Consider the following 23,987-nt stretch of genomic DNA (forward strand, 5'->3'; position numbering starts at 1 on the left):
ACGCCGCCCGCCATTCTGTTTGGCGGATGCTGGGAAATCGAGTGTCTGCTATAGTGTGGCACGTTTTTTCACTTACTTTCACGGATGTTGTAGTCCCGATCATGAAACATGTAACTACCTCGCGTTTACTGAAGAGCATCACTCTTGGCACCGTTCTGGCGCTTGGCGCGACTTCCGTCGCCAAGGCTGATGACGTCAACCTCAAAACAATGATCCCTGGCGTGCCGCAGATTGATGCGGAAGCGTATGTTTTGATCGATTACAACTCCGGTAAAGTGTTGGCAGAGATGAACGCCGACACCCGCCGCAACCCGGCCAGCCTGACCAAGATGATGACCAGCTATGTCATCGGCCAGGCCATCAAGGCTGGCAAGATCACGCCAAATGACGTGGTCACCATCAGCAAGGACGCCTGGGCCACCGGTAACCCGGAGTTCAAAGGCTCCTCCCTGATGTTCCTGAAGCCGGGCGACCGCGTGCCGGTCTCCGAGCTGAACCGCGGCATCATCCTGCAATCGGGCAACGACGCTTGCGTGGCGATGGCCGACTATGTGGCGGGCAGCCAGGACGCGTTCGTCGGCCTGATGAACAACTACGTCAAGGCGCTTGGGCTGCAAAACACCCAATTCAAGACGGTGCACGGTCTGGACGCCGACGGCCAGTACAGCTCCGCACGTGACATGGCGCTGATTGGTCAGGCACTGATCCGCGACGTGCCGGATGAGTACTCGACCTACCGCGAAAAAGAGTTCACCTTCAACAAGATCCGCCAGGTCAACCGCAACGGCCTGCTGTGGGACACCAGCCTGAACGTTGATGGCATCAAGACTGGCCACACCGAGGCGGCAGGTTACAACCTGGTGGCCTCCGCCACCGAAGGCCAGATGCGCCTGATCTCTGCGGTACTGGGCGGCCACACCTACAAAGGCCGTGAAGCAGAGAGCAAGAAGCTGCTGACCTGGGGCTTCCGTTTCTTTGAGACCGTCTCGCCGTTGAAAGCAGGCAAAGAGTTCGCGTCTGAGCCGGTCTGGTTCGGTGATGCCGATCGCGTGGAACTGGGTGTGGACAAAGATCTCTATCTGACCATCCCGCGCGGTCGCATGAAAGACCTGAAGGCCAGTTACGTGCTGACCACGCCAGAGATCCACGCACCGCTGGCAAAAAATCAGGTGGTAGGCAGCATCAACTTCCAGCTTGACGGCAAGACCATCGACCAGCGCCCGCTGGTGGTGTTGAATGAAGTGAAAGAGGGTGGTTTCTTCGGCCGCCTGATTGACTACATCAAACTGATGTTCCACCACTGGTTCGGCTAAACGGCTTGAAACCGGGCGTTCTGCCCCCATATCATCATCATTGATTAACTCCTGCCCCGGCGGGAGTTATACTTTTTATTCACCGTAACAATCTGGAGCACACATGAAAACCAAACTGAACGAACTGCTCGAATTCCCCTGCCCGTTCACCTATAAAGTGATGGGGCTGGCGCAACCCGAGCTGCTTGACCAGGTGATTGAAGTGGTGCAACGCCATGCTCCGGGCGACTATTCCCCGCAGGTGAAACCGAGCAGCAAAGGCAACTACCACTCCGTCTCCATTACCATCACCGCCACCCACATTGAACAGGTTGAAACCCTGTACGAAGAGCTGGGCAACATTGATATTGTCCGCATGGTGCTGTAAATCACACCCGCCGCAGAACGGAATCAGCCCGGCTGGTAGGCAAGCAGGTCGCTGGTTATACTACTGCCATCATTTCTTTACCTTGTGATGACCAATTTGCAACAGAGTAACCTGATCGTCAGGCAGCTTGGCCTGCAACCCTACCAGCCTGTGTCTCAGGCAATGCACACCTTCACGAATTGCCGCACTGAAGAGACGCCCGACGAAATCTGGCTGGTGGAGCATCCGCCGGTCTTCACCCAAGGCCAGGCCGGCAAGGCGGAACATCTGTTGATGCCGGGGGAGATCCCGGTCATCCAAAGCGATCGCGGCGGCCAGGTGACTTACCACGGGCCGGGCCAGCAGGTGATGTATGTGCTGCTCGATCTGAAACGCAACAAGCTGGGGGTACGCCAGCTGGTGACGGCGATTGAAGAGACCGTGGTGCAGACGCTGGCCCACTTCGGCGTGACCGCCCATGCCCGCCCCGATGCGCCCGGTGTCTACGTTGGCGAGCAGAAGATCTGCTCCCTTGGCCTGCGTATCCGCAATGGCCGCTCCTTCCACGGTTTGGCGCTCAATATCGCGATGGATCTGGCCCCTTTCCTGCGCATCAATCCTTGCGGCTATGCCGGTATGCAGATGACCCAACTCAGCGCGCTGGTTCCCGGTATTACGCTGGCAGACGTCCAGCCAATCCTGCTTGACACCTTCGCCCACCAGATTGGATTTCAACAAATTACCCTGAAGCCGTGGGAAGACAATATTTAAATTCAAACAAATAGGCATGGTGAATTAATTCATCATGCTCATTTCGATTTCAATTATCCTTATAAATTTATTTTTTCCTTTTCATCACTATAAGTATTGGATCGCAAATTAAATCTCTCCTTTAGGCTAACTTAAGTTATAGTAAATCTGGTACACTTCCCCGGCGAGTGAACTTACGTGATTAACTAACAGCGTTACCGAATAAAAACGCCTTTTTTAATAGCGAGATAATTTTATGGATGAGAACAATATAAGTTCCAGTTTAAATAAGTTGAGAAATATAGATCTCAATTTATTAACAGTTTTTGAGGCCGTCTATTTACACAATGGCATTGTAAACGCTGCCAAGGCGCTGAACCTGACGCCCTCCTCCATTAGCCAGTCAATCCAGAAACTGCGTAACACCTTTCCTGATCCCCTGTTTATTCGCTCTGGCAAGGGCATCACCCCCACCGCCTACGCCAAAAATCTGCACAATCACATCAGCCAGGGATTGGGTGCCATTATTACCGGTTTGGACTTCAGCCAGGATGTCCATAAGTCCCGTTTTGTTACCGTCAGTTGCCGCCCCTATATCGGTTTGCTGGTATTACCCAGAGTCTATGAGCAACTGGTTGGTCTGAATGAAAATTATGTCCTGAAGCATCATGATATCCCTGATAACCAAGACATTCTTAATCAGTTTAATACGGATATCATGATAGATGTAAAACCGTTATATAGTAAATCTATCGTTGGCGTAAAATTATTCTCAGAAAAATTCATCTGTATTTGCCATCAAGACCATCCGCGCATTGATAACCATCTTTCGCTGGCTGACTCCGCCCACGAGAAATTCACTTTTGTTGAAGTCAACGATACCCTACTGAAACAGAGCAAACAGGCCATCGATTTAAATGAGGCTAATCGCAACTTTGGCTTCCACACCTATAACGCCATGAACGCCCTGCATATCGTGGCGCACAGCGCGCTGGTGGGGTTTGTTCCAGAGCGATTATACGAGCTGTACCAACACGCCTACCCAATAAAAAAAGTTACCAGCGATTTCGTATTTGGTGATATGGACGTCTTCCTCTACTACAACCGAGCCTCCAGAAAAGATAAAACGCTGATGCAGCTGATTACCAACATCATCGAAGCCTTCAACGGCGAGCAAATGCCCCAGCTTGATCCACCGACAGAGGCCGCGAGCTAAGCCTCTCCTGACTCGTTGGCGTGACCAGAAACGCACAAAAAGGTAACATTTTTACAACACATTGTTTCGTCACGCCATCACAATTAACTCATTGATATTATTCAGCTAAAACAGGAATCTCACCGCTCATTGCCCCGTTTTCCTGGCAATATCCGCCGTCATGACCGATTTTTGCCCCGGCAATCGACATTGAAGGGCTGAATGCTTACCGGCAAAAGTGATATAATTCCGGGCATATTTTCAAATTAATTTGAATTAACATGTAGTTCGTTGAATTCACTGACCTTCTTGCCGGGAGTGTCAAAACTGGAACCTGCACGACTATGAGTAAACCAATTCAGATGGAACGCGGCGTCAAGTACCGCGATGCGGACAAGATGGCCCTGATCCCGGTGAAAACCGTGGTGACTGAACGTCAGGAGATGTTACGCAAGCCCGAGTGGATGAAAATCAAACTTCCTGCGGATTCCAGCCGGATACAGGGCATCAAGGCGGCGATGCGCAAAAATGGCCTGCACTCAGTCTGTGAGGAAGCCTCCTGCCCTAACCTGTCAGAATGCTTCAACCACGGTACCGCGACCTTTATGATTTTGGGTGCCATCTGCACCCGCCGTTGCCCATTCTGCGACGTAGCCCACGGCCGCCCGCTGACCCCTGATGTCAACGAGCCGGCCAAGCTGGCACAAACCATTGCCGATATGGGGCTGCGCTACGTGGTGATCACCTCGGTGGACCGTGATGACCTGCGTGACGGCGGTGCCCAGCACTTTGCTGACTGCATCAGCGCGATCCGTGAAAAAAACCCGACCATCAAGATTGAGACTCTGGTGCCAGATTTCCGTGGCCGTATGGATCGGGCGCTGGAGATCCTGGATGCCACGCCGCCAGACGTCTTCAACCATAATCTGGAGAACGTGCCACGCGTCTACCGTCAGGTGCGCCCCGGTGCCAACTATGAGTGGTCTTTGAAGCTGCTGGAGAAATTCAAGGAGCTGCACCCGGAGATCCCCACCAAGTCTGGCCTGATGGTTGGTCTGGGTGAGACCAATGCCGAGATCATTGAGGTGATGCGCGACCTGCGTCGCCACGGCGTCACCATGCTGACGCTCGGCCAGTACCTGCAACCTAGCCGTCACCACCTGCCGGTGCAGCGTTACGTCAGCCCGGCTGAATTCGACGAGATGAAAGAGGAAGCACTGGCGATGGGCTTCACCCATGCCGCGTGCGGGCCGTTCGTCCGCTCCTCCTACCATGCCGACCTGCAGGCAAAAGGGATTGAGGTGAAGTAACTGTGCTGCCGCCCAGTGCGGCAGACATAAATTGTTACGACATTGGCGACAGCCACACAAAAAACGGATGTTCTCACGAGCATCCGTTTTTTCTTGGCAAGTGGCCGCCATTGCTGGCGGCAGGCTGCCCGCTTACTCTTTGTTTTCTACACGGCCAGCGGCCGGAGCCTCTTCTGCGGTGGCCTTGGCCGGCGCATTGTCATCGCTCATCGCTTTTTTGAAGCCTTTCAGCGCCGCACCCAGATCGCCGCCCAGCGAGCGCAGTTTGCTGGTACCAAACAGCAGGATGATAAGCACGCCGATGACCAACAGTTTTGTAATACTGATACCTTCCATACACACCTTCTCAGTTATCTAAAATGCTGTATGCCCCAGCAAACACAGCGATGGCTCATTTACTGACATTCTGTGGCGCGACTCAACGACAATATGTAACAGATTAAGAACGAACCCATTACATCTCCCGCAATTGTGGCTTGGCAAACCGGCTATTTTTTAGCACTGGCAACACTTCGCGCGCGTTTTTAATCCTGTCACTCTCCAGCTCGGCGTAGATCAAGGCTGGCCCCTCCGCGGCGCGCGCCACAGCAACACCCAAGGGGTCGACCACCATGCTATTGCCGATATTGCGGCCGCCGCAGGCACTGACGCCCACCATATAACAGGTATTCTCCAGCGCCCGCACGGCGAGCAGCATCTCCCAGTGGCGTTCCTTCAACGGCCCCGCCACCCACGCTGACGGGGCCACCAGCACATCGGCGCCCTCCATCACCAGCGTGCGCGCCAAGTCAGGGAAGCGCAGGTCGTAGCAGGTCATCAGGCCGACCTTAAACTCCCCTACCTCCAGCACCGGGGGCAACTGTGTGCCGGGCGTAACATGGGTTGACTCCTTGATGTTCCAGGCATCATAGAGGTGCAGCTTGTGGTAATGGCACAGCAACTCGCCATCCCGAATCGCCACCTGCGTGTTATAAACCCGGCCATCATTGGCTGGGGTGTGCATACCGACCAAGGTGGTCAACGACTGGCCGCGGCTGGCTGCCAGCAACGCACGGAGGAACGGCCCCTCCAGCGGCTGGGCGAAGGAGAGCACCGCGTCGGGATCGGCGGCATTCTGCGCCATCGCAGCCTCTGGCAGCACCAACAGCGCGGCCCCGGCGCTGGCCGCCGCAGCCATCAGCGTCTGGCAGGTTTCCGCATTACGTTGCCATTCGGTGGAGATGACAAACTGGCCCAAAGCAACCTTCATAACTGACTCCTGAGGATTCACTACGCTTTCGCCGATGGCGCCCATACCCTGCCGTGCGCAGATGACGCAGTGATGGTGAATACGTTACTCTTTGATAAATGCAGGCGACGTGCCAGGGTAGTTTCGCTCGTCCCTGTTCTTTCACTCTACTGGTAGGTTTACTATGTTTGCTACGCTTTTGGCAGTTTTTATTGGCGGTGGGTTGGGCAGTGTTACCCGTTGGTATGTCAGCCTGAAATTGAATCCTCTCTCTGCCGTGCTGCCCTTTGGCACCCTTACCGTCAACCTGGTGGGCGCGTTCATTATTGGGTTGGGCATCGCGACGCTGATGCGCATGACGCAGTGTGATCCTGTCTGGAAGATGCTGATCACCACCGGTTTTTGCGGGGGCCTGACGACCTTCTCCACCTTTTCGCTGGAAGTGGTTTACCAACTGCAAGAGGGGCGGCTGGCAGCGGCAGCGCTGAATGTGCTGCTTAATCTGGCCGGATCGCTTTTGATGACCGCGCTGGCCTTTATGCTGGTCAATGCCTACAGCGGCCGGTAGGCACTTAATCTTTTCTTCATGTTGGCGAGTGATAATCACACAGCCCTGTCTGTGTGGAGATGCATTATGTTCGCCCTGCCGAAAACGCCTGTTGAGTGCCTTGCCGTTACTTTCTGTCTGGTGACGGTCATCAGCTTCCTTTATCAATACTTCTCGCTCTAAGCCCCCCGCCGGGCGGCTTCGCCCGGTATTTTCCCTGCCTCAACCGCGTCCTAACCGACACGAATTTAATATTTCCCTGCGTTATTGAATGTCATACAATTCGCTGTGAACGTTCGTTCTCATTTGCCTGCCTACACTGTACTGGCATGAGAGTACCCTGCCATGCTGACTTTGGAACATGCAATGAATCAGCCGCTCAATAAAGAAGAGCGCGCCCGCCTGCGGCGCGACCAGATCATTACCGCGGCGCGGATCTGCTTCCGCAACCACGGTTTCCACGGTGCCGGCATGGCGGAGATCGCCCAGATGTCCTCCCTGAGCGTCGGCCAGATTTACCGCTATTTCACCAATAAAGACGCCATCATCGAAGAGATTGTGCGACGCATCGTGGAGAAGAAAGTCAGCCGGATGCAGCTCAAACAGGGCGCGATGAGTGAAATGGCCCACAGATTGTCACATCGGATATTGATGGGTGAACAGGATGAGGGAGAGATCGACCGCGCGTTGATGCTGGAGGTGGCCGCAGAAGCTACCCGTAACCCCACTGTTGCCCGAATTTTGCGTGAGGCAGACGATCGGCTATCCAGCCAGTCAATGGAACTGCTGATGGCTACCTACCCGCACCTGAGCAAAGAGCAGTTGGCGGCGCGTGCCGAATTCATCGCCGTGATGTGTGAAGGCACGGCCTTTCGGGTACGCAATAACCAAAAGGCTGACCCCGATCTGCTCAATACCCTCTACTTCTCCATTTTCTCAACCATTTTACCTGCGTCGGATAAACCATGAATCCACAACTTGCCCGCCAGCGCCTCGGATATGCGCTGGCGTTGGGGGCGCTGGCCGCCCTTGGCCCCCTGTGTACCGATCTCTACTTGCCGGCCCTGCCGCAGCTCTCCACCGAATTGGGCAGCACTACCGCTCAGGCGCAGCTCAGCCTGACCGCCGGGCTGTTTGGACTCGGGCTGGGGCAGCTGATTTTCGGGCCGCTCAGCGATAATTTGGGCCGGATGCGCCCGCTGCTGCTCTCCCTGCTGTTGCTGCTGGCCGCCTCGGTCTGGTGCTCGCTGGCAACGGACATCCACCAGCTGATTGCCGCCCGTCTCCTACAGGGATTGGCCGGTGCCGGCGGTGCCGTACTGTCGCGCGCCATTGCCCGCGATCTCTATTCAGGGCATGACCTGACCCGCTTTTTTGCCCTGCTGATGTTGGTGAATGGCCTGGCCCCCATTCTTGCGCCAGTGTTGGGCGGGGCCTTGATGGGCATCATGAATTGGCGGGGCATTTTTGTGGTGCTGGCCGCGATTGCCGCACTGCTGATAGCCCTCTCCCGCTGGCGGCTGCATGAAACCCTGCCCACCGAGCGCCGGGCGCATGGCGGCGTCGGGGCATTGCTCAGTAACCTGGGTAGGCTGTTGCGCCAGCGTCAATTTATGGGGTTATGCCTGACTCAAGGCTTCGTGACCGCGGGCATGTTTGCCTATATCGGTGCCTCACCCTTTGTCTTGCAGGAGATCTACCACCTCTCGCCCCAGATGTTTAGCCTCTGTTTTGCTTTGAACGGCATTGGTTTGGTAATTGCCGCCCAAATTTCGACTCGCCTGAGTTTGGTATGGGGCGAGCTGAAAGTAGTGAAGCTAGGGTTGACGATTGCCGCGCTCGCGTCGCTACTGCTGGTGGTGGCCGGTGCCATGCAGGCCCCGCTCGTGATGCTGCTAATACCGCTGTTCTTCTCGGTGCTGACCATTGGAGTCGTCGGGCCAAATGCTTCCTCACTGGCCATGCAGTCGCAGGCCAACAGTGCGGGCAGCGCCTCGGCGCTGATTGGGATGACCATGTTTACCTTGGGTGCCATCAGCGTGCCGTTGACTGGCCTGAAGGGGACATCAACGCTCTCGATGGCCTGTACCATTTTGGGGTGTTACCTGCTGGCCATCCTCTGCTTTACCCTGCTGGTACGCCGACCCGCACGCCGCGGGCAGTGATCTCAGGACATAAAAAAACCCGCCGTGGCGGGTTTTTTATAGAATGGGGGGCAATTAGATCGCAACAACGTTAGCAGCTGAAGGACCTTTGGCACCGTTAGTGATTTCGAACTCTACACGCTGACCTTCAGCGAGGGTTTTGAAACCATTGCCAGAAATAGCAGAGAAGTGCACGAATACATCTTTGCTGCCATCTTCAGGGGTAATGAAACCAAAGCCTTTGGACTCATTGAACCACTTAACGTTACCTTTAATCTTAGACATCAAACTTACCTTTACGTGAATGAACGACACAAAACGTGTGTCGGGTAACAGTACAGCAACTAGCAGGAGTTTTGTCCAGCGTCAGGTATCGATAAAGCGATAAATGTCGCAAAATTTTTGATCCACCGCAGTTAAGAGTATAAAAGCGGTGTTTGCCTATGGACTCTTTTGACGTTGCTGATATATAGACGATTTTCTGCCATCAGGCTTTCTATAGCGCTCCCAACCTTCACCGATATTTTATAATACATTGTTTTTTAATATAAATATTTTATGAGGCAGGACTACGTTGTTGCGGCATTAAAAGTCCCTGACGATCATAGGCCTGTTAGCATCTGTGGCCTCTACGCCAGCCATCTCTTTTTTTAACTTTCTGATAGATTTTCTTAATCGAATAATCACATTATTTTAATTGACCAATCGTTGCCGGGTTTCTTGCCCTAATAGAAAAGCCATTTTTACAATAAACCCCTCCCAAGGTACGCTTAGTGCCAGCTGGCTCCTTCGCAAGCACTAGCGGCGCAAGCAATGTCACTTTTAAAATTTAATAAAATCAAATAACTATAGAAATTTCTTGATCGGGTTAACAAAACTACTGGTTGTTAAACCACTATTATTTATGGATAGGACTTTTCCTAGAAGAAAATACACTCTTTTATATGATTTTTTAGAATGCATTATCAGTTTGTATAGTTTATATTCACGCTCCGTTAGGCACTTTCATACGATTATTCCTAATTTTTACTGGCGAGAACTGAGCACCATGAACAATCATCAACACGTTATCAAGCAGCAGCAACAGCAACCTGTTTTTAACATTGATTCGATCAGCCGCCCGGTGGCATGGAAATTGATCCTTGGCGGGTGCGCAGCCTTCTGGGTAGTGCTGATTGCCCTGGCGTGCCAGATCTTCTAATCCGTCCGCTGTGTGCTTTTACAGGCCGCTCCTGATTTTTAGCCTGTCCCTGGGTGCGCTTGCCCCGATAAGGGAAAATAAAAAACAACCTGCTTTGCTGTCCCTGGCCTTTGGATCTCATGTTCATCCACGCCACCCCACAGCCCGATGCAGTTTATAGGAGCCTCATGCTGGGTTTTGTGTTTTCCCCAGTAGCCTTCCCTCTCCTCCTGACATCACTGTTAAACTCCAGAAACCTGTTGAATCAATGCGTTATCGTCGAATTTGTCAGCTTTTGGCCCAGATGTGTCTCAATATTCAGTTTTGCGTTAGCAGGGAAAATGTTGCGTAAAGCGTCTTGAGCGCCACGCTGAGAAAGCGTTTGATAGCGGCACCGGGCGATATTGCACGGTTCTGGAGGGAATAATGAAAAATATTTTAGCAACGGCCAGCCTACTGGCACTGGCGCTTTCTGCATCCAGCCTCTCTGCCTTTGCCGCCCCGGCGGACAATGCGCATGGCAACCCGCCGACGGCTTTTGACGGCAAGGGGCCACATGGCGGTTTCCCTGGCAACCCACCGCCACCCATGATCCCGCTGTATCAGGCATCCATGCAGACTGACAACCCAACCGAGGGGCTGAACAAACTGCTCTCTGCCATGCCGCAAAAAAGCGGTGGTCACTATGAAGTTCGTCTTTCAGTGGTAGAACTTCCCCCGATACCCGCACCCGCCAAATAATTTTTCGGCAAGCCCCATGAGTATGGGGCTTTCGCCTAATCCTCAGACGATGGTTAACTCAATATCACACTGTGCGAGCGTCTGACGGTCGTCAGCACTGATCCCCTCATCCGTAATGATGCCGTTGATCTTCGCCAGCGGCAGTACTTGATTGAATCCCCGTCGCCCAAATTTCGACGCATCCGTGACCACAATGACCCGCTCCGCCGCTTCTGCCATGACGCCACTGATGGAGTAACCCTCATTAAAGGTGGTGATGCCATTGTGCATATCGAAGCCATCCGCCCCCACAAACATCAGGTTGGCCGAGATGCCTTGCAGGGCATTTTCCGCCAATGCCCCATGCAGGGATCGCGTCTTATGGCGCAGGGTGCCGCCACAGACCACTAGCGTGATTTCCCGGTTATCTGACAACATAAAGGCCGCCGGCAGGTTATTGGTGATGATGGTGATGTCGCGGTGACTTGCCAGCTCCTCGGCAATCAGCATGGTCGTGCTGCCGCTATCCAGAATGAGGGTATCACCCGGCTGCACCATAGCCGCCGCAGCCTGGGCAATGCGTTTCTTGGGATCCTTGGCCAGCCTATAGCGATCCTCCAGAACCACTTCCTGAATCTCCGCCTCACTCTGTTGCCCAGCTGGCGGCCGGGCTGCCCCGCCGTGGAAACGCATCACCTGCCCCTTCTCCTCCAACAGGCGAAGATCCGCGCGGATCGTCACCTCGGAGACATCGAAAGCAGAAGAAAGATCGGTCACCAACACGCTCTCTTGTTGATTGACCAGCTCGATAATTCTGTTACGCCTTTCATAAGAGTTCATAAATATGGGTCCATCTCACTGTATTCCTGACAGTGTAAACAATCGGCATACGAAAGGGGAGGGAAATCTTATCCCCCCTGAATGGCCGACCGCAGAGGCATTTCCGCTTCAAGAAACTTATTAGAAAAAACCTGACCTCTTTGCATAAAAACCAATAATAACATTGGATTATGTTTTTCACTTATTCATTCACCACACTTCTGAAAAGCCCGCCTGAACCCACCATTTTTTTGTGCGACATTTCGAAAGATACCCGCAAATGTGAAAACAAACGAAGAATATTTACGATCCGGGTCACGAATTGGCGCACCGCACCTTGCTGACATTTCGAAATAAACAGATTGTTATTCGAAAACAAACGGAGATTAAAAATGAAAGACGTCATCCTACAACATAAACGTGATGGTCAGGCGGGGATCTGTTCAGTCTGCTCAGCACACCCTTGGGTCATTGAAGCTGCCCTGCGTTTTGATTTGAGCAGTGGGCAGAAAGTGTTGATTGAAGCCACCTCCAATCAGGTCAACCAATTTGGTGGCTACACCGGTCAGATGCCGGAGGATTTTCGCCAAGGGGTGCTCAGCATTGCCGAACGCGTAGGTTTCCCTTCGGAGCGCCTGATTCTGGGCGGCGATCACCTTGGCCCGAACTGTTGGCAACATGAGCCGGCAGAAGTCGCGATGCAAAAGGCGGAGACCCTGATTGCCGCCTATGTCAGCGCCGGATTCAGCAAAATCCATCTGGATGCCTCCATGTCCTGTGCCGATGATCCCACCCCGCTGCCCCCTGCGGTGGTGGCCGAGCGGGCGGCGCGACTCTGCCGGGTGGCGGAACGTGTTGCGACACCGGCTCAAAAGCAGCGGCTTACCTATGTCATCGGCACCGAGGTGCCCGTGCCGGGTGGCGAGGCCAGCGCCATTGAAGAGGTGCATATCACCCGCCCCAGCGATGCCGCCGAAACCCTGCGCCTGCATGAGGTTGCCTTCCGGCAAGCGGGTCTGGAGGAGGCCATCCCACGGATTATTGCCTTGGTGGTGCAGCCCGGCGTTGAGTTCGATCACTCCCGCGTCATTCCCTACCAGCCGGAGGCCGCCCAGTCGCTCTCCCGCTTCATTGCCGACACGCCACTGGTTTATGAGGCCCACTCCACGGACTACCAGACGCCACAGGCCTACCGCCAGTTGGTGCAGGATCACTATGCCATCCTCAAGGTGGGGCCAGCGCTGACCTTCGCCCTGCGTGAGGCGGTGTTTGCCTTGGCGCAGATGGAACAGACGTTGGTGGCACCAGAACAGCGCAGCCAGATCCGGGAGGTGATTGATCAGGTGATGCTGGATGAGCCGCACTACTGGAAGAAGTACTACCACCCTACCTTCAGCAAGGCGTTGGTTGACCTGCACTTCAGCCTGTCAGATCGCATCCGCTACTACTGGTCACATGCCCGCATTCAGGCGGCGCTGGCCCAGCTGATTGGCAACCTTGAACAGACGCCGCTGCCGTTGGGCCTGCTCAGCCAATACCTGCCGCACCAATTCCAACGGATTATGGCGGGCACGTTGGAAGCCATGCCGCATACGCTGATCATCGACAAAATCCAGGATGTGTTGCGCGCTTACCGTTATGGCTGCTTGCCACAGGCCACCGAATGGGAGGCTGAAGCTGATGCAACCCTGTGATCTCTTCATCAAGACCCAGATTGACTTTGCCGACGCGGAAACCGCGCTGCGCCATATCGGCCAGCAGATGCTGGCGCAGGGGGTGGTGAAAGCCAGTTACCCGGAGGCTTTGCTGGCGCGCGAGGCGGAGTTCCCTACCGGCATCGCTCTGGAGCGCCATGCGGTCGCCATTCCGCACTGTAGCGCCGAACATGCCTGCCGCCCGGCCCTCTACCTGATCCGCCCGACGGCGCCAGTGCCGTTCCAGCAGGCCGATGATGCCTGTTTGGTGGCTGTCTCGCTGATCATTGCGCTGATTGTCACTGACCCGCAGCAACAGTTGGTTCTGCTGCGCACGCTGTTCAGCCAGTTACAGGAGCCTGGCTTCCTGGACGCGCTGCTCTCTGTACCCGATGACGAGCTGGGGGCGTACTTCGCCCGCCATCTGTTCGTCCCCTGCCCTGCCTCTGATCTTCAACAAAAACAACCGCAAGGAGTTGTCCTATGAAAAGAAAAATCATTGTTGCCTGTGGGGGCGCCGTGGCGACCTCAACCCTGGCTGCGGAAGAGATAAAAGAGCTGTGCGCCGAACACCATATCCAGCTTGATCTGGTGCAGTGCCGCGTGACGGAAATCGAAACCTACATGGATGGCGCTGACCTGATCTGCACCACGGCCAGGGTCGATCGCACATTCGGTGACATCCCGGTGGTACATGGTATGCCCTTCGTTTCTGGCGTCGGCATTGAAGAGCTGAAACAGAAGATACTGGCCCTGTTGGAGGAGTAGTCGCCATGTTCACTGACATCATGCGCTATATCCTCGATTTGGGGCCGACGGTGATGCTGCCTATCGTGATCATGCTCTTTTCGCTGTTGCTGGGCATGAAACTGGGCGAGGCCTTTAAATCCGGTATCCACATCGGCATTGGGTTTGTCGGCATCGGACTGGTGATTGGGCTGATGCTCGACTCCATCGGCCCGGCGGCGAAAGCGATGGCGGAGCAATTCGACATCAACTTGCAGGTCGTGGACATCGGCTGGCCCGGCTCCTCGCCGATGACCTGGGCTTCGCAAATTGCTCTGGTGGCGATTCCGATTGCGATTGGCGTCAATATCCTGATGCTGGTCACCCGCATGACCCGGGTGGTCAATGTCGATATCTGGAATATCTGGCACATGACCTTTACCGGCGCGCTGGTACACATCGCGACAGGCTCCTACTGGCTGGCGATTCTGGGGGTCGTGGTACATGCCGCCTTTGTCTACAAGCTGGGGGATTGGTTCGCCAAGGACACCCGTGACTTCTTCGCTTTGGAGGGGATCGCCATTCCGCACGGCTCCTCAGCCTACCTTGGGCCGATTGCCGTGTTGGTGGATACCCTGATTGAGCGGGTGCCGGGCCTGAACAAGATCCACTTTAGCGCCGATGACGTGCAAAAACGCTTTGGCCCCTTTGGCGAACCCGTCACCGTCGGCTTCGTGATGGGGCTGCTGATTGGCCTGCTGGCTGGCTATGACGTGAAGGGCGTGCTGCAACTGGCGGTCAAGACTGCCGCCGTCATGCTGCTGATGCCACGCGTTATCAAGCCGATCATGGATGGCCTGACCCCGATTGCCCGTCAGGCACGCAAAAAGTTGCAGGCGAAATTTGGCGGACAGGAGTTCCTTATCGGTCTTGACCCGGCGCTGCTGCTCGGCCACACCTCGGTGGTCTCCGCCAGCCTGATCTTCATTCCGCTGACCATTCTGGTGGCGGTAGTGACGCCGGGAAATCAGGTTCTGCCGTTTGGCGATCTGGCGACGATTGGCTTCTTCGTCGCGATGGCGGTGGCGGTGCATCAGGGCAACCTGTTCCGCACGCTAATCTCCGGCACGCTGATCATGGGTATCACCCTCTGGATCGCCACCCAGACCATCCCGCTCCACACTCAGCTGGCCGCCAATGCTGGCACGCTGAAAGCAAGCGGTGGACTGGTCGCCTCGATGGATCAGGGTGGTTCACCCATCACCTACTTGCTGATTGAACTGCTGACCTGGCAGAACGTGACCGGCCTGTTAGTGATTGGCGCGATCTACCTGGCGGGCGTCCTGCTCACTTGGCGACGGGCGCGTAACGCCACCCGCGCCACGGCCGAGCTTGCAAAAACTACCGCTGAAAAACCCACAGCCCTTTAATTGACCGGGGGCGGCTCGCCCCCTTACAGGAGTTGGTGATGAAAGCAGTTGTCATTCATAACGATGGTGCGGTACGGGTTGAGGAGCAGCCACAACCGACGCTCACCCACCCCGATGAGGTGCTGGTGCGCGTGGCGTACTCCGGGTTGTGCGGCTCAGACATTCCACGCATTTTTTCCGGGGGCGCGCACTTCTACCCCATCACCCTGGGGCATGAGTTCAGCGGTGAAGTGGTGGCCTGCGGCGCGGAGGTTACGGACTTGCAGGTCGGCGACGCGGTGGCCTGTGTACCGCTGCAACCCTGCTTTGCCTGTGAGGCATGTCAGCGCCACCTCTACTCCCAGTGCTGCCACTACCAGTTCATCGGTTCGCGTTCGGCCGGGGGCCATGCGGAATATGTGGTGGTACGGCGGGTGAATCTGTTCCGGCTGCCGGCAGGCACAACCCTGTTGCAGGGCGCTTTTTTCGAACCCATCACCGTGGGACTACATGCGCTCAATTTGGCTGGCGGCTGCGAAGGCAAACATGTGGTGGTAATAGGCGCGGGCACCATCGGCCAGCTGGCGATCCAATGCGCCCGGGCGCTGGGCGCGGCGTCAGTGACTGCCCTTGATATCGTCCCGCAACAGCTGGAGCTGGCGCAGATCTCTGGCGCCACCCACCTCTGCAACAGCACCCTGCTGAGCACCAAGGAGATCGCTGAACAGCTGCACGAGCGCCGTTTTGACCAGCTGATTCTGGAGACTGCTGGCACCCCACAAACCGTGGCGCTGGCGCTGGAGATTGCCGGGCCGAGCGCGCAGGTGGCACTGGTCGGCACGGTGCACCGGGAGATCACCCTGACGCCTTCGCAGTTCGGCCAGATCCTGCGCAAGGAGCTAACGCTGATTGGCAGTTGGATGAACTACTCGGCAGCCTGGCCGGGCATGGAGTGGCAACAGGCCAGCACCCTGTTCCAACAGCAGGCGCTTAACCTCGCGCCATTGATTGCCCATGTCGGCGATGCCGAAGCCTTTGCCAGTCAGGTCAGCGCCCTACAGGGTCGGCCAATGCAGGGCAAGTTGCTGTTGGGCTTTGCTTCCCACTGATGACGGTCTGCGCCTGCCCGTCTGTCAGGCGTACTTTTTTAGAGATATCACTATGTATTTAATACCCACCCGGGAGATGCTCAAAAAGGCACAGCGCGAGGGCTACGCGGTGCCTGCTTTTAATATCCACAATCTGGAGACCATCCAAGTGGTGACAGAAACTGCCGCCCGGCTCAACTCACCGGTGATTCTGGCTGGCACGCCCGGCACCTTTACCTATGCGGGGGTTGGTTATCTGGTGGCCCTCTGCCGACAGGCCGCGCAGAAACTGAAACGCCCCTTGGCGCTGCATTTGGATCATCATGAGGAGTTGGCTGACATTAAGCATAAGGTGTGTGCCGGTGTGCGTTCAGTGATGATCGACGCCTCCCACGGGCCCTTTGAGCAGAACATCACGACCGTGGCGGCGGCGGTGCGTTTTTGCCATCGCTATGAGGTGAGCGTTGAGGCAGAGCTGGGTCGGCTGGGGGGCCAGGAAGATGATCTTCAGGTCGCGGAGAAGGAGAGTTTCTTTACCGATCCGCACAGTGTCGCGGGGTATATCGCGCGCACCGGCATTGACTCACTGGCCGTCGCCATCGGTTCGGCACATTGCCTGTATGACGGGGAGCCACAGCTTGATTTTGAGCGGCTGGCGCAGATCCGTAGCCAGACAGAGACGCCACTGGTGCTGCATGGGGCGTCAGGCATTCCAGACGTTATGGTCAGGCGAGCGATTGCCAACGGGATTTGCAAAGTCAATGTGGCCACTGAGTTGAAAATCGCCTTTGCTGATGCGGTGAAAACCTACTTCATCGCTCATCCGCAGGCCAACGATCCCCGCCACTATCTACAACCCGCCAAAGAGGCCATGCAACGGGTAGTAGAGGAGAAAATCATCATGTGCGGCAGTGCCGATAAGCTTTGACAAAGGCCGGGCTGGCCTGCACCGGCCCGGCCGTCAGCGCTGTAAAATCAGCTTGAGGCCCAGCAATGCCATGACGGTGCCCGCCGTACGGTCAAAACCACGTCGGCATGAGAGATAGAAAGCACGCGGCGCCGGGGTTGCCAGCAAGCAGGCCACCAGCGCATACCAGACAAAATCGATGGTAAAGGCCAGAGCCGGCAGTACCAGAAACATCCAGCCAGCGATCTGCTGGTGAAGGAAAGCGACAAATACGCTGCCGAAAACAACAGCGGTATTAGGGTTACTGATTTGCGTAACCAACCCAAGCCGAAAGGCACGCCAGACATTGGCCGGTGCCTCAGAGGACGGGGAAGCCACCGCTGTGGAGCGGCTGCCCAGCAACATTTTCATCGCCAGATAGAGCAGATAAACACCCCCGGCAATTTTAAGCGCGGTATACAACCAAGGGACGGCCAGTAGCAAGGTATGCAGCCCTAGCAAGGCGATCAACGCAAAGAGCGCACACCCTACCCCCATGCCTGCCGCCGCAGCAATGCCTTCACGTAAGGAAGAGGCCATGGTGACACGTGCCACCAGAATAAAACTTTGCCCTGGCGTCATAGCACCGAGCGCAATGACACCGCTGATAGATAACAGAGCTAACCATTCACTTTCCATTTGCACTCTCCTGTTTATTTTTTCACTATGCTGAATAAGGCAGGGGTGCGCAATCTCAACTTAATCGTTATCAACAATTTTCATTAATGTTATACAAAATGTATAGGCAAGTTATTAAAGCGCTTTTTAATACACGCCTTTTCCGCGTTTTTTCATCTTTTATTCAGAATAAATGATGCCTGCATGGGCTTTTTCTATTCGCTAACTGATCGCACGGAGAGAGGATGAAAGTGATAGCGAAAGTGTGCCAGGCTAAATATCTTTCTGTGATGCCTTATGATCATTAACAATGTTCCCTTCGTTATGGCCTGTTCACCCTCCTTCTGATTACAGTATGTTGTAACAATAACTAGAGTGAGAGGTACTGTTACTTAGGGTGTCTTCCGCGATTAACCCTGCTTTTTGTTGCTGCATAGAGAAAACATGGCGTTAGCCCGCTCTCGCTGGCTGTTACAAATCCCGGTGTAGATGGAAAGTGCCTCAACTGTGCCCAACGCCATGACACGTTATGGCATAAGAAAGCGGAAGGCGTTGCATCTCGCGGTGTTAACGGCTTACCCCTGTCTATTGTGTGATTTATCTCCTTTATCGCTTTGTGCTCCACCACTGGTTATTATTACAGCACGGATGTAACAATATTTTTCAGCCTGTGAAGATTTTCCGTTATCGATATTTTACTTTTTTTGCATTACTATTAGTTAAAAGCTAATTGTAGGTAACACATGGAACTCAGGCATCTTCACTACTTTATCGTTCTGGCGGAAAAGCTCCATTTTGGCGCTGCGGCGGAAAAGCTCGGCATCTCGGTGCCTACCCTGTCGGTGCAAATTCGCCAATTGGAAGAAACGGTAGGCGTAGAGTTGTTCGTTCGTACCAAGCGCAGTGTCAGCCTGACTCAGGCCGGCAGTTTGTTCTTGGTGGAGGCGAAAGCCACGCTGGCACAGGCGGATCGGGCGATGGAGATTGGCCGGCTGGCCAGCCGTGGCGAGGTGGGGCATCTGGGGCTGGGCTACGTCAGCTCCGCGCTCTGGTCTGGTATTCTGAGTAAGTTGTTGTCGCAATTCAGGAAGGCAACGGCCAATGTCACCATTACGCCGCGCGAATACCCGATGAATGAGTTGCCTATCATGGTCAGCGAGGGAAAGCTGGACGTCGCCTTTATCCGCAGCCCGATGCGGCTACCAGATGATATAAAAAGCCTTCATATTCAGCAGGATATTTTTTGCGTAGCGCTGCCAGCGGGCCATCCACTGGCGGCACGCCAGCAGCCAATTGAACCTGTGGAGTTACGCAATGAAAAATTTATCCTGCCGGAACAGCCGCATGGCACGGTAGAGGTGTCGCGGCGCGGCGGCTTTAAGGTTAAGCGCAGTGAAAGCCCCGGCAGCCTGGTGGATGTGCTGTCACGCGTCTCATTCAATGAGGGCGTCGCCGTGGTGCCGGATGTGTTGTCCAATACGGTATTCCTGCCAGAGGTGGTCTATCGCCCGCTGGCGTCGCCCGCCATTCCCTCTGAAATCAACATCATCTACCGAAAGTGGGAGCGCTCGCCCACGGTGATTCACTTTATCGATTTTACCAAAGCGCTATTTACCCCGTGACCCCTGACCGAGGGCATTCTCTTCCCAACGCTTTCTGCCCAGCGTGAATACCGATACTTCACGCTAAAATAAACAAAATAGGCAGAGAAATACTCTGGTTAATTTCCATCTCCTTTATCCCAATATAGCCACATAAAGTACACCATTTTCACATTTCATTATCATACATTGGTAAAAGCTCAACATTGCAACAAAGTCTGAATAACCTGCGCCAGAAACAATTCATATCAATAATCGCCACCGCTTTGATGCAGATCAATTTATTGTGCTTGCCCATTCTCCTGGGTTGGTTTTTGCGATCAAAACAGGAAAGAAGTCCGCAGTTAATTGCCTGAACCGCACGGAAATGTAGCTCACCTGTTAATTGCTGGTAAATAAATAATAAATGAGGATGCTATGCTAGATCGAGGTAAGCAATGTTTGGATTAGACGCCTTTCATCTCGCCAGGATACAGTTCGCTTTTACTGTTTCCTTCCATATTATTTTCCCAGCCATCACCATTGGCCTGGCGACGTTCCTTGCCGTTCTGGAAGGGATGTGGCTGAAGTCCAAAAATGAAGTTTATCGCGATCTCTACCACTTCTGGTCCAAGATCTTTGCGGTTAACTTCGGTATGGGTGTGGTTTCCGGTCTGGTGATGGCTTACCAGTTCGGCACCAACTGGAGCGGTTTCTCCCAATTCGCTGGGAGCATCACCGGCCCGTTGCTGACCTATGAAGTACTGACGGCCTTCTTCCTCGAAGCTGGCTTCCTCGGCGTTATGCTGTTTGGCTGGAACCGCGTGGGCCGTGGCCTGCACTTCTTCGCCACCTGCATGGTTGCCCTCGGTACCATCATCTCCACCTTCTGGATCCTGGCTTCCAACAGCTGGATGCAGACGCCGCAGGGCTATGCGCTGCAAGATGGGCTGGTGGTTCCGGCTGACTGGATGGCGATTGTCTTCAACCCGTCCTTCCCGTTCCGCCTGATGCACATGGCAACCGCGGCCTTCCTGGCGAGCGCCTTCTTTGTGGGTGCGTCTGCGGCCTGGCACCTGCTGCACAAAAATGACACCCCGGCAATCCGTAAGATGTTCTCTATGGCGCTGTGGATGGCACTGATTGTCTCCCCGATCCAGGCAGTACTGGGTGACATGCACGGCCTGAACACCCTGGAGCACCAGCCAGCGAAAATCGCTGCGATTGAGGGCCACTGGGAGAACCCGCCGAATGAGCCGACGCCGCTGATCCTGTTCGGCATCCCGGACATGGAGCAGGAGAAGACCAAATACGCCGTGGAAATCCCTTACCTGGGCAGCATCATCCTGACGCACAGCCTGGATAAGCAGGTTCCGGCACTGAAGACCTTCCCGAAAGAAGATCGCCCGAACTCCACCATTGTGTTCTGGTCGTTCCGCATCATGGCCGGCCTCGGCATGTTGATGGTGCTGATGGGCGTGGTCAGCCTGTGGCTGCGTTTCAAGGATCGCCTCTATACCTCGCGCGCCTTCCTGTGGTTCACCCTGATGATGGGCCCATCTGGCCTGATCGCGATTCTGGCAGGTTGGTTCACCACTGAAGTTGGCCGCCAGCCGTGGGTGGTCTATGGCCTGCTGCGCACCAAGGATGCGGTCTCCGCGCACGGTGACCTGCAAATGAGCATCAGCCTGCTGGCGTTCATCGTGGTCTACATGTCGGTATTCGGCGTGGGTTACACCTATCTGATCCACCTGATCAAGAAAGGCCCGCAGACCGGCGAAGGCGACCACACCCCAGAGGGTGGCCCGGGCACCAAACATACCCCTGCACGTCCGCTCTCCGCGGTTCAGGAACCGTTAAACCAATCGGAAGAGGGTAAATAACGTGGGTATCGATCTCTCTATTATTTGGTTCACCATCATCGTCTTCTCGACGCTGATGTACATCGTGATGGATGGCTTTGACCTGGGGATTGGTATCCTGTTCCCGTTCAACAAAGATCCAATCGAACGTGACATGATGGTCAACACCGTTGCCCCGGTCTGGGACGGCAACGAAACCTGGCTGGTGCTGGGCGGCGCGGCGCTGTATGGCGCCTTCCCGCTGGCCTACGCGGTGATCATTGATGCGCTGTCGATTCCGCTGACCATCATGCTGATTGCGCTGATCTTCCGTGGCGTGGCCTTCGAGTTCCGCTTCAAGGCGACCGAAGAGCACCGTGCCTTCTGGGACAAAGCGTTCATCTTCGGCTCCATTTTTGCCACCTTCAGCCAGGGTACCGTGGTTGGCGCGTTCATCAACGGCTTCCCGGTTGAAGGCCGCACCTTCGCTGGCGGCGCGATGGACTGGCTGACCCCGTTCACCCTGTTCTGCGGCGTGGGTCTGGTGATTGCCTATGCACTGCTGGGCTGTACCTGGCTGATTATGAAGACCGAGCATGGCCTGCATCGTAAGATGTCGGCGCTGGCGAAACCGCTGGTTATCCTGCTGCTGGCCGCGATTGCTGTGATCAGCGTCTGGACGCCGATGGCGCACGGCGCGATCGCCGCACGCTGGTTCACCCTGCCGAACCTGTTCTACTTCCTGCCGGTGCCGGTACTGGTGCTGCTGTCCGCCTGGGGCCTGCTGCGCAGCGTGAAACGCCACGCGCACTACTCGCCGTTCCTGCTGACGCTGGCGCTGGTGTTCCTTGGCTTCACTGGTCTGGGCATCAGTATCTGGCCGAACATCATTCCGCCAAGCATCACCATCTGGCAGGCGGCTTCCCCGCCGCAGAGCCAGGGCTTCATGCTGGTGGGCGGCCTGCTGATCATTCCGGTGATCCTGACCTACACCTTCTGGAGCTACTACGTGTTCCGTGGGAAGATCAGCCCGGACGAAGGCTACCATTGATTCATTGATTGTTAGCAATAACTAGGAGGAATAGATGATTGAGAACACCCAAGCTCAGGCTCCTTCCCCGCTGTGGAAACGTATTGCCTGGCTGGTCGCGATTTACGCCGGCAGTATTCTGGCCCTGGGTTGCGTCGCAACCGTGTTCCGCCTGCTGATGACCGCCGCAGGTATGCGCTCTCACTAAGCAGACGTTGATCCGCAGCGGTTTGGTTAACGCTGACATCCAAAAGCCACCCTTCGGGGTGGCTTTTTTTATGGCGTGCGGCGGCGGCAAGGCGACCAATTAGCCATTACACTGATCCTTTGCCCGGCACGGTGCCCGGCGCACCTGCCCTACCCTTAAGGAGACGCCATGAGCTCACTCTTTTCCCCCCTGACGCTGAAGGGGCTGACCCTGCGCAACCGTATTGCCGTATCCCCCATGTGCCAATATATGGCGGAGGATGGCCTAACCACCGCCTGGCACGGGCCGCACTACGCTTCGCTGGCACGCGGCGGCGCGGGGCTGGTGGTGGTGGAAGCCACCGCCGTGTCGCCGGAGGGGCGCATCACCCCAGCCGATCTGGGCATCTGGAGCGATGCGCACGCAGACAAACTGGTGCCGATTGTGCGTGACATCAAGGAGGCTGGCGCGGTGGCCGGTATCCAGATCGCCCATGCCGGGCGCAAGGCGAGCGCCAACCGCCCGTGGGAGGGGGATGACCACATTGCCGAAGATGATCCGCGTGGCTGGGAGACACTCGCCCCCTCCGCCCTGCCCTTCGGTGCCAACCTGCCGAAGGTGCCGCGCGCCATGACGTTGGAGGATATCGAGCGAATAAAAACTGACTTCGTGCAGGCGGCGGCGCGGGCGCGAGACGCCGGTTTTGAGTGGCTGGTACTGCACTTTGCCCACGGCTATCTGGGGCAGAGCTTCTTCTCCACGCACTCCAACCAGCGTGAGGATGAGTACGGCGGCAGCGCGGAGAACCGTGGCCGCTTCCTGCTGGAGACCCTGCAAGCGGTGCGTGAGGTGTGGCCGGATCACCTGCCGCTGACCGCGCGGTTTGGCGTGATTGAGTTTGATGGCCGCGACGAGCAGACCACCGCCGAGGCCATTGCGCTGATCCAGCAGTTCAAGCGCGCCGGGCTGGACTTCATTGATGTCAGCATGGGCTTCTCCACGCCCGATGCCGCCATTCCTTGGGGGGCGAACATGCTCGCCGATCTGACGGCGCGGGTGCGGCGCGAGACCGGCCTGCCCTGTGCCACCAGCTGGAACATCAGCTCACCAGAGGAGGCCAACGCCATGATCCAAGAGGGCCAGCTTGATATGGTGATGCTGGCGCGGCCAATGCTGGCCGACCCACACTGGCCCTACATGGCCGCACGCCGGCTCGGCATCGACAACCCCTCCTGGGTGATGCCCGCCCCCTACGCCCACTGGCTGGAGCGCTACCGCGGCGAATAAAAAAGGGGAGCCTGATGGCTCCCCTTTCT

The 23,987-nt window shown here is 55.6% G+C and carries 26 protein-coding genes; 21 read left to right on the forward strand and 5 right to left on the reverse strand.

Annotated elements, in window-relative coordinates; translation table 11 throughout:
* The first annotated feature begins 101 nt into the window (after window positions 1-101).
* From dacA to lipA, 5 genes are all read left to right on the forward strand, one after another.
* A complete protein-coding gene (gene dacA / locus C1N62_RS12295) occupies window positions 102-1,313 on the forward strand; it encodes a D-alanyl-D-alanine carboxypeptidase DacA (RefSeq protein WP_137763905.1) in 1,212 nt (403 codons plus the stop codon).
* Between the two features lie 103 nt (window positions 1,314-1,416).
* A complete protein-coding gene (gene ybeD / locus C1N62_RS12300) occupies window positions 1,417-1,680 on the forward strand; it encodes a DUF493 family protein YbeD (protein WP_137763906.1) in 264 nt (87 codons plus the stop codon).
* A gap of 87 nt (window positions 1,681-1,767) precedes the next feature.
* Window positions 1,768-2,430 (forward strand): lipoyl(octanoyl) transferase LipB, encoded by a 663-nt coding sequence (gene lipB / locus C1N62_RS12305; protein ID WP_168195857.1) that lies wholly within the window; start codon window positions 1,768-1,770, stop codon window positions 2,428-2,430.
* A gap of 235 nt (window positions 2,431-2,665) precedes the next feature.
* Window positions 2,666-3,625, forward strand: a complete 960-nt coding sequence (locus tag C1N62_RS12310) for a YbeF family transcriptional regulator (protein ID WP_137763908.1) — start codon at window positions 2,666-2,668, stop codon at window positions 3,623-3,625.
* 323 nt (window positions 3,626-3,948) lie between these two features.
* The gene (gene lipA, locus C1N62_RS12315; protein ID WP_137763909.1) at window positions 3,949-4,914 is read left to right on the forward strand and encodes a lipoyl synthase; all 966 of its coding nucleotides are present in this window, start codon (window positions 3,949-3,951) and stop codon (window positions 4,912-4,914) included.
* Between the two features lie 132 nt (window positions 4,915-5,046).
* Here lipA and tatE read toward each other — a convergent pair whose 3' ends face one another.
* Together tatE and C1N62_RS12325 are read right to left on the reverse strand one after the other, a co-directional pair.
* Window positions 5,047-5,250 carry a twin-arginine translocase subunit TatE gene (gene tatE / locus C1N62_RS12320; RefSeq protein WP_137763910.1) on the reverse strand — a complete coding sequence of 68 codons (204 nt, stop codon included), beginning with the start codon at window positions 5,248-5,250 and terminating at the stop codon, window positions 5,047-5,049.
* Between the two features lie 118 nt (window positions 5,251-5,368).
* Entirely contained in the window at window positions 5,369-6,163 is a 795-nt protein-coding gene (locus C1N62_RS12325; protein WP_137763911.1) for a deaminated glutathione amidase, read from the reverse strand.
* A 163-nt stretch (window positions 6,164-6,326) separates the two neighbouring features.
* On the opposite strand from C1N62_RS12325, the gene crcB reads away from it, so the two are divergent.
* From crcB to C1N62_RS12340, 3 genes are all read left to right on the forward strand, one after another.
* Window positions 6,327-6,710, forward strand: a complete 384-nt coding sequence (gene crcB / locus C1N62_RS12330) for a fluoride efflux transporter CrcB (RefSeq protein ID WP_137763912.1) — start codon at window positions 6,327-6,329, stop codon at window positions 6,708-6,710.
* A 345-nt stretch (window positions 6,711-7,055) separates the two neighbouring features.
* The gene (locus C1N62_RS12335) at window positions 7,056-7,658 is read left to right on the forward strand and encodes a TetR/AcrR family transcriptional regulator (protein ID WP_137763913.1); all 603 of its coding nucleotides are present in this window, start codon (window positions 7,056-7,058) and stop codon (window positions 7,656-7,658) included.
* A complete protein-coding gene (locus tag C1N62_RS12340) occupies window positions 7,655-8,854 on the forward strand; it encodes a multidrug effflux MFS transporter (RefSeq protein WP_137763914.1) in 1,200 nt (399 codons plus the stop codon). The genes C1N62_RS12335 and C1N62_RS12340 overlap by 4 nt, the downstream gene beginning before the upstream one ends.
* Before the next feature lie 54 nt (window positions 8,855-8,908).
* Here the strand turns inward: C1N62_RS12340 and cspE are convergent, their stop codons facing one another.
* On the reverse strand, window positions 8,909-9,118 hold the full coding sequence (gene cspE / locus C1N62_RS12345; RefSeq protein WP_137763915.1) for a transcription antiterminator/RNA stability regulator CspE: 210 nt from the start codon (window positions 9,116-9,118) through the stop codon (window positions 8,909-8,911).
* 763 nt (window positions 9,119-9,881) lie between these two features.
* Between cspE and C1N62_RS23195 the strand changes: the two genes are divergently transcribed.
* Together C1N62_RS23195 and C1N62_RS12350 are read left to right on the forward strand one after the other, a co-directional pair.
* A complete protein-coding gene (locus C1N62_RS23195) occupies window positions 9,882-10,034 on the forward strand; it encodes a hypothetical protein (RefSeq protein ID WP_168195858.1) in 153 nt (50 codons plus the stop codon).
* 405 nt (window positions 10,035-10,439) lie between these two features.
* Window positions 10,440-10,754: a hypothetical protein gene (locus C1N62_RS12350; protein ID WP_137763916.1), complete on the forward strand. Its 315-nt coding sequence runs from the start codon at window positions 10,440-10,442 to the stop codon at window positions 10,752-10,754.
* A gap of 42 nt (window positions 10,755-10,796) precedes the next feature.
* Here C1N62_RS12350 and C1N62_RS12355 read toward each other — a convergent pair whose 3' ends face one another.
* On the reverse strand, window positions 10,797-11,573 hold the full coding sequence (locus C1N62_RS12355; protein ID WP_137763917.1) for a DeoR/GlpR family DNA-binding transcription regulator: 777 nt from the start codon (window positions 11,571-11,573) through the stop codon (window positions 10,797-10,799).
* Between the two features lie 371 nt (window positions 11,574-11,944).
* Between C1N62_RS12355 and gatZ the strand changes: the two genes are divergently transcribed.
* The 6 genes from gatZ to C1N62_RS12385 are packed head-to-tail and all read left to right on the forward strand — an operon-like array spanning window position 11,945 to window position 17,397.
* Window positions 11,945-13,246: a tagatose-bisphosphate aldolase subunit GatZ gene (gene gatZ, locus C1N62_RS12360; RefSeq protein ID WP_137763918.1), complete on the forward strand. Its 1,302-nt coding sequence runs from the start codon at window positions 11,945-11,947 to the stop codon at window positions 13,244-13,246.
* A complete protein-coding gene (gatA, locus tag C1N62_RS12365; RefSeq protein ID WP_137763919.1) occupies window positions 13,233-13,733 on the forward strand; it encodes a PTS galactitol transporter subunit IIA in 501 nt (166 codons plus the stop codon). The genes gatZ and gatA overlap by 14 nt, the downstream gene beginning before the upstream one ends.
* The gene (gene gatB, locus C1N62_RS12370; RefSeq protein ID WP_137763920.1) at window positions 13,730-14,014 is read left to right on the forward strand and encodes a PTS galactitol transporter subunit IIB; all 285 of its coding nucleotides are present in this window, start codon (window positions 13,730-13,732) and stop codon (window positions 14,012-14,014) included. Before gatA ends, gatB begins: the two co-directional genes overlap by 4 nt.
* A gap of 5 nt (window positions 14,015-14,019) precedes the next feature.
* Window positions 14,020-15,402, forward strand: coding sequence for a PTS galactitol transporter subunit IIC (locus C1N62_RS12375; RefSeq protein WP_137763921.1), 1,383 nt, complete (start codon window positions 14,020-14,022; stop codon window positions 15,400-15,402).
* Window positions 15,403-15,440: 38 nt separating this feature from the next.
* Window positions 15,441-16,490, forward strand: coding sequence for a galactitol-1-phosphate 5-dehydrogenase (gene gatD, locus C1N62_RS12380; RefSeq protein WP_137763922.1), 1,050 nt, complete (start codon window positions 15,441-15,443; stop codon window positions 16,488-16,490).
* A 52-nt stretch (window positions 16,491-16,542) separates the two neighbouring features.
* Window positions 16,543-17,397 (forward strand): tagatose bisphosphate family class II aldolase, encoded by an 855-nt coding sequence (locus tag C1N62_RS12385; protein ID WP_137763923.1) that lies wholly within the window; start codon window positions 16,543-16,545, stop codon window positions 17,395-17,397.
* 33 nt (window positions 17,398-17,430) lie between these two features.
* Here the strand turns inward: C1N62_RS12385 and C1N62_RS12390 are convergent, their stop codons facing one another.
* Window positions 17,431-18,054: a LysE family translocator gene (locus tag C1N62_RS12390; RefSeq protein ID WP_137763924.1), complete on the reverse strand. Its 624-nt coding sequence runs from the start codon at window positions 18,052-18,054 to the stop codon at window positions 17,431-17,433.
* A 722-nt stretch (window positions 18,055-18,776) separates the two neighbouring features.
* Here C1N62_RS12390 and C1N62_RS12395 point away from each other — a divergent pair.
* The 5 genes from C1N62_RS12395 to C1N62_RS12415 all read left to right on the forward strand — a co-directional run bounded on the left by C1N62_RS12395 (window position 18,777) and on the right by C1N62_RS12415 (window position 23,958).
* On the forward strand, window positions 18,777-19,655 hold the full coding sequence (locus C1N62_RS12395) for a LysR family transcriptional regulator (protein WP_137763925.1): 879 nt from the start codon (window positions 18,777-18,779) through the stop codon (window positions 19,653-19,655).
* Window positions 19,656-20,071: 416 nt separating this feature from the next.
* The gene (locus tag C1N62_RS12400; protein ID WP_137763926.1) at window positions 20,072-21,496 is read left to right on the forward strand and encodes a cytochrome ubiquinol oxidase subunit I; all 1,425 of its coding nucleotides are present in this window, start codon (window positions 20,072-20,074) and stop codon (window positions 21,494-21,496) included.
* Window position 21,497: 1 nt separating this feature from the next.
* A complete protein-coding gene (gene cydB, locus C1N62_RS12405; protein ID WP_137763927.1) occupies window positions 21,498-22,505 on the forward strand; it encodes a cytochrome d ubiquinol oxidase subunit II in 1,008 nt (335 codons plus the stop codon).
* Window positions 22,506-22,539: 34 nt separating this feature from the next.
* Complete coding sequence (locus C1N62_RS12410; RefSeq protein ID WP_137763928.1) at window positions 22,540-22,692, forward strand: DUF2474 domain-containing protein; 153 nt, start codon at window positions 22,540-22,542, stop codon at window positions 22,690-22,692.
* Window positions 22,693-22,860: 168 nt separating this feature from the next.
* Window positions 22,861-23,958 carry an NADH:flavin oxidoreductase/NADH oxidase gene (locus C1N62_RS12415; RefSeq protein ID WP_137763929.1) on the forward strand — a complete coding sequence of 366 codons (1,098 nt, stop codon included), beginning with the start codon at window positions 22,861-22,863 and terminating at the stop codon, window positions 23,956-23,958.
* The last annotated feature ends 29 nt before the right edge of the window (window positions 23,959-23,987 follow it).

The sequence above is a fragment of the Nissabacter sp. SGAir0207 genome, from assembly GCF_005491205.1.
In the GTDB taxonomy this organism is placed as follows: Bacteria; Pseudomonadota; Gammaproteobacteria; order Enterobacterales; family Enterobacteriaceae; genus Chimaeribacter.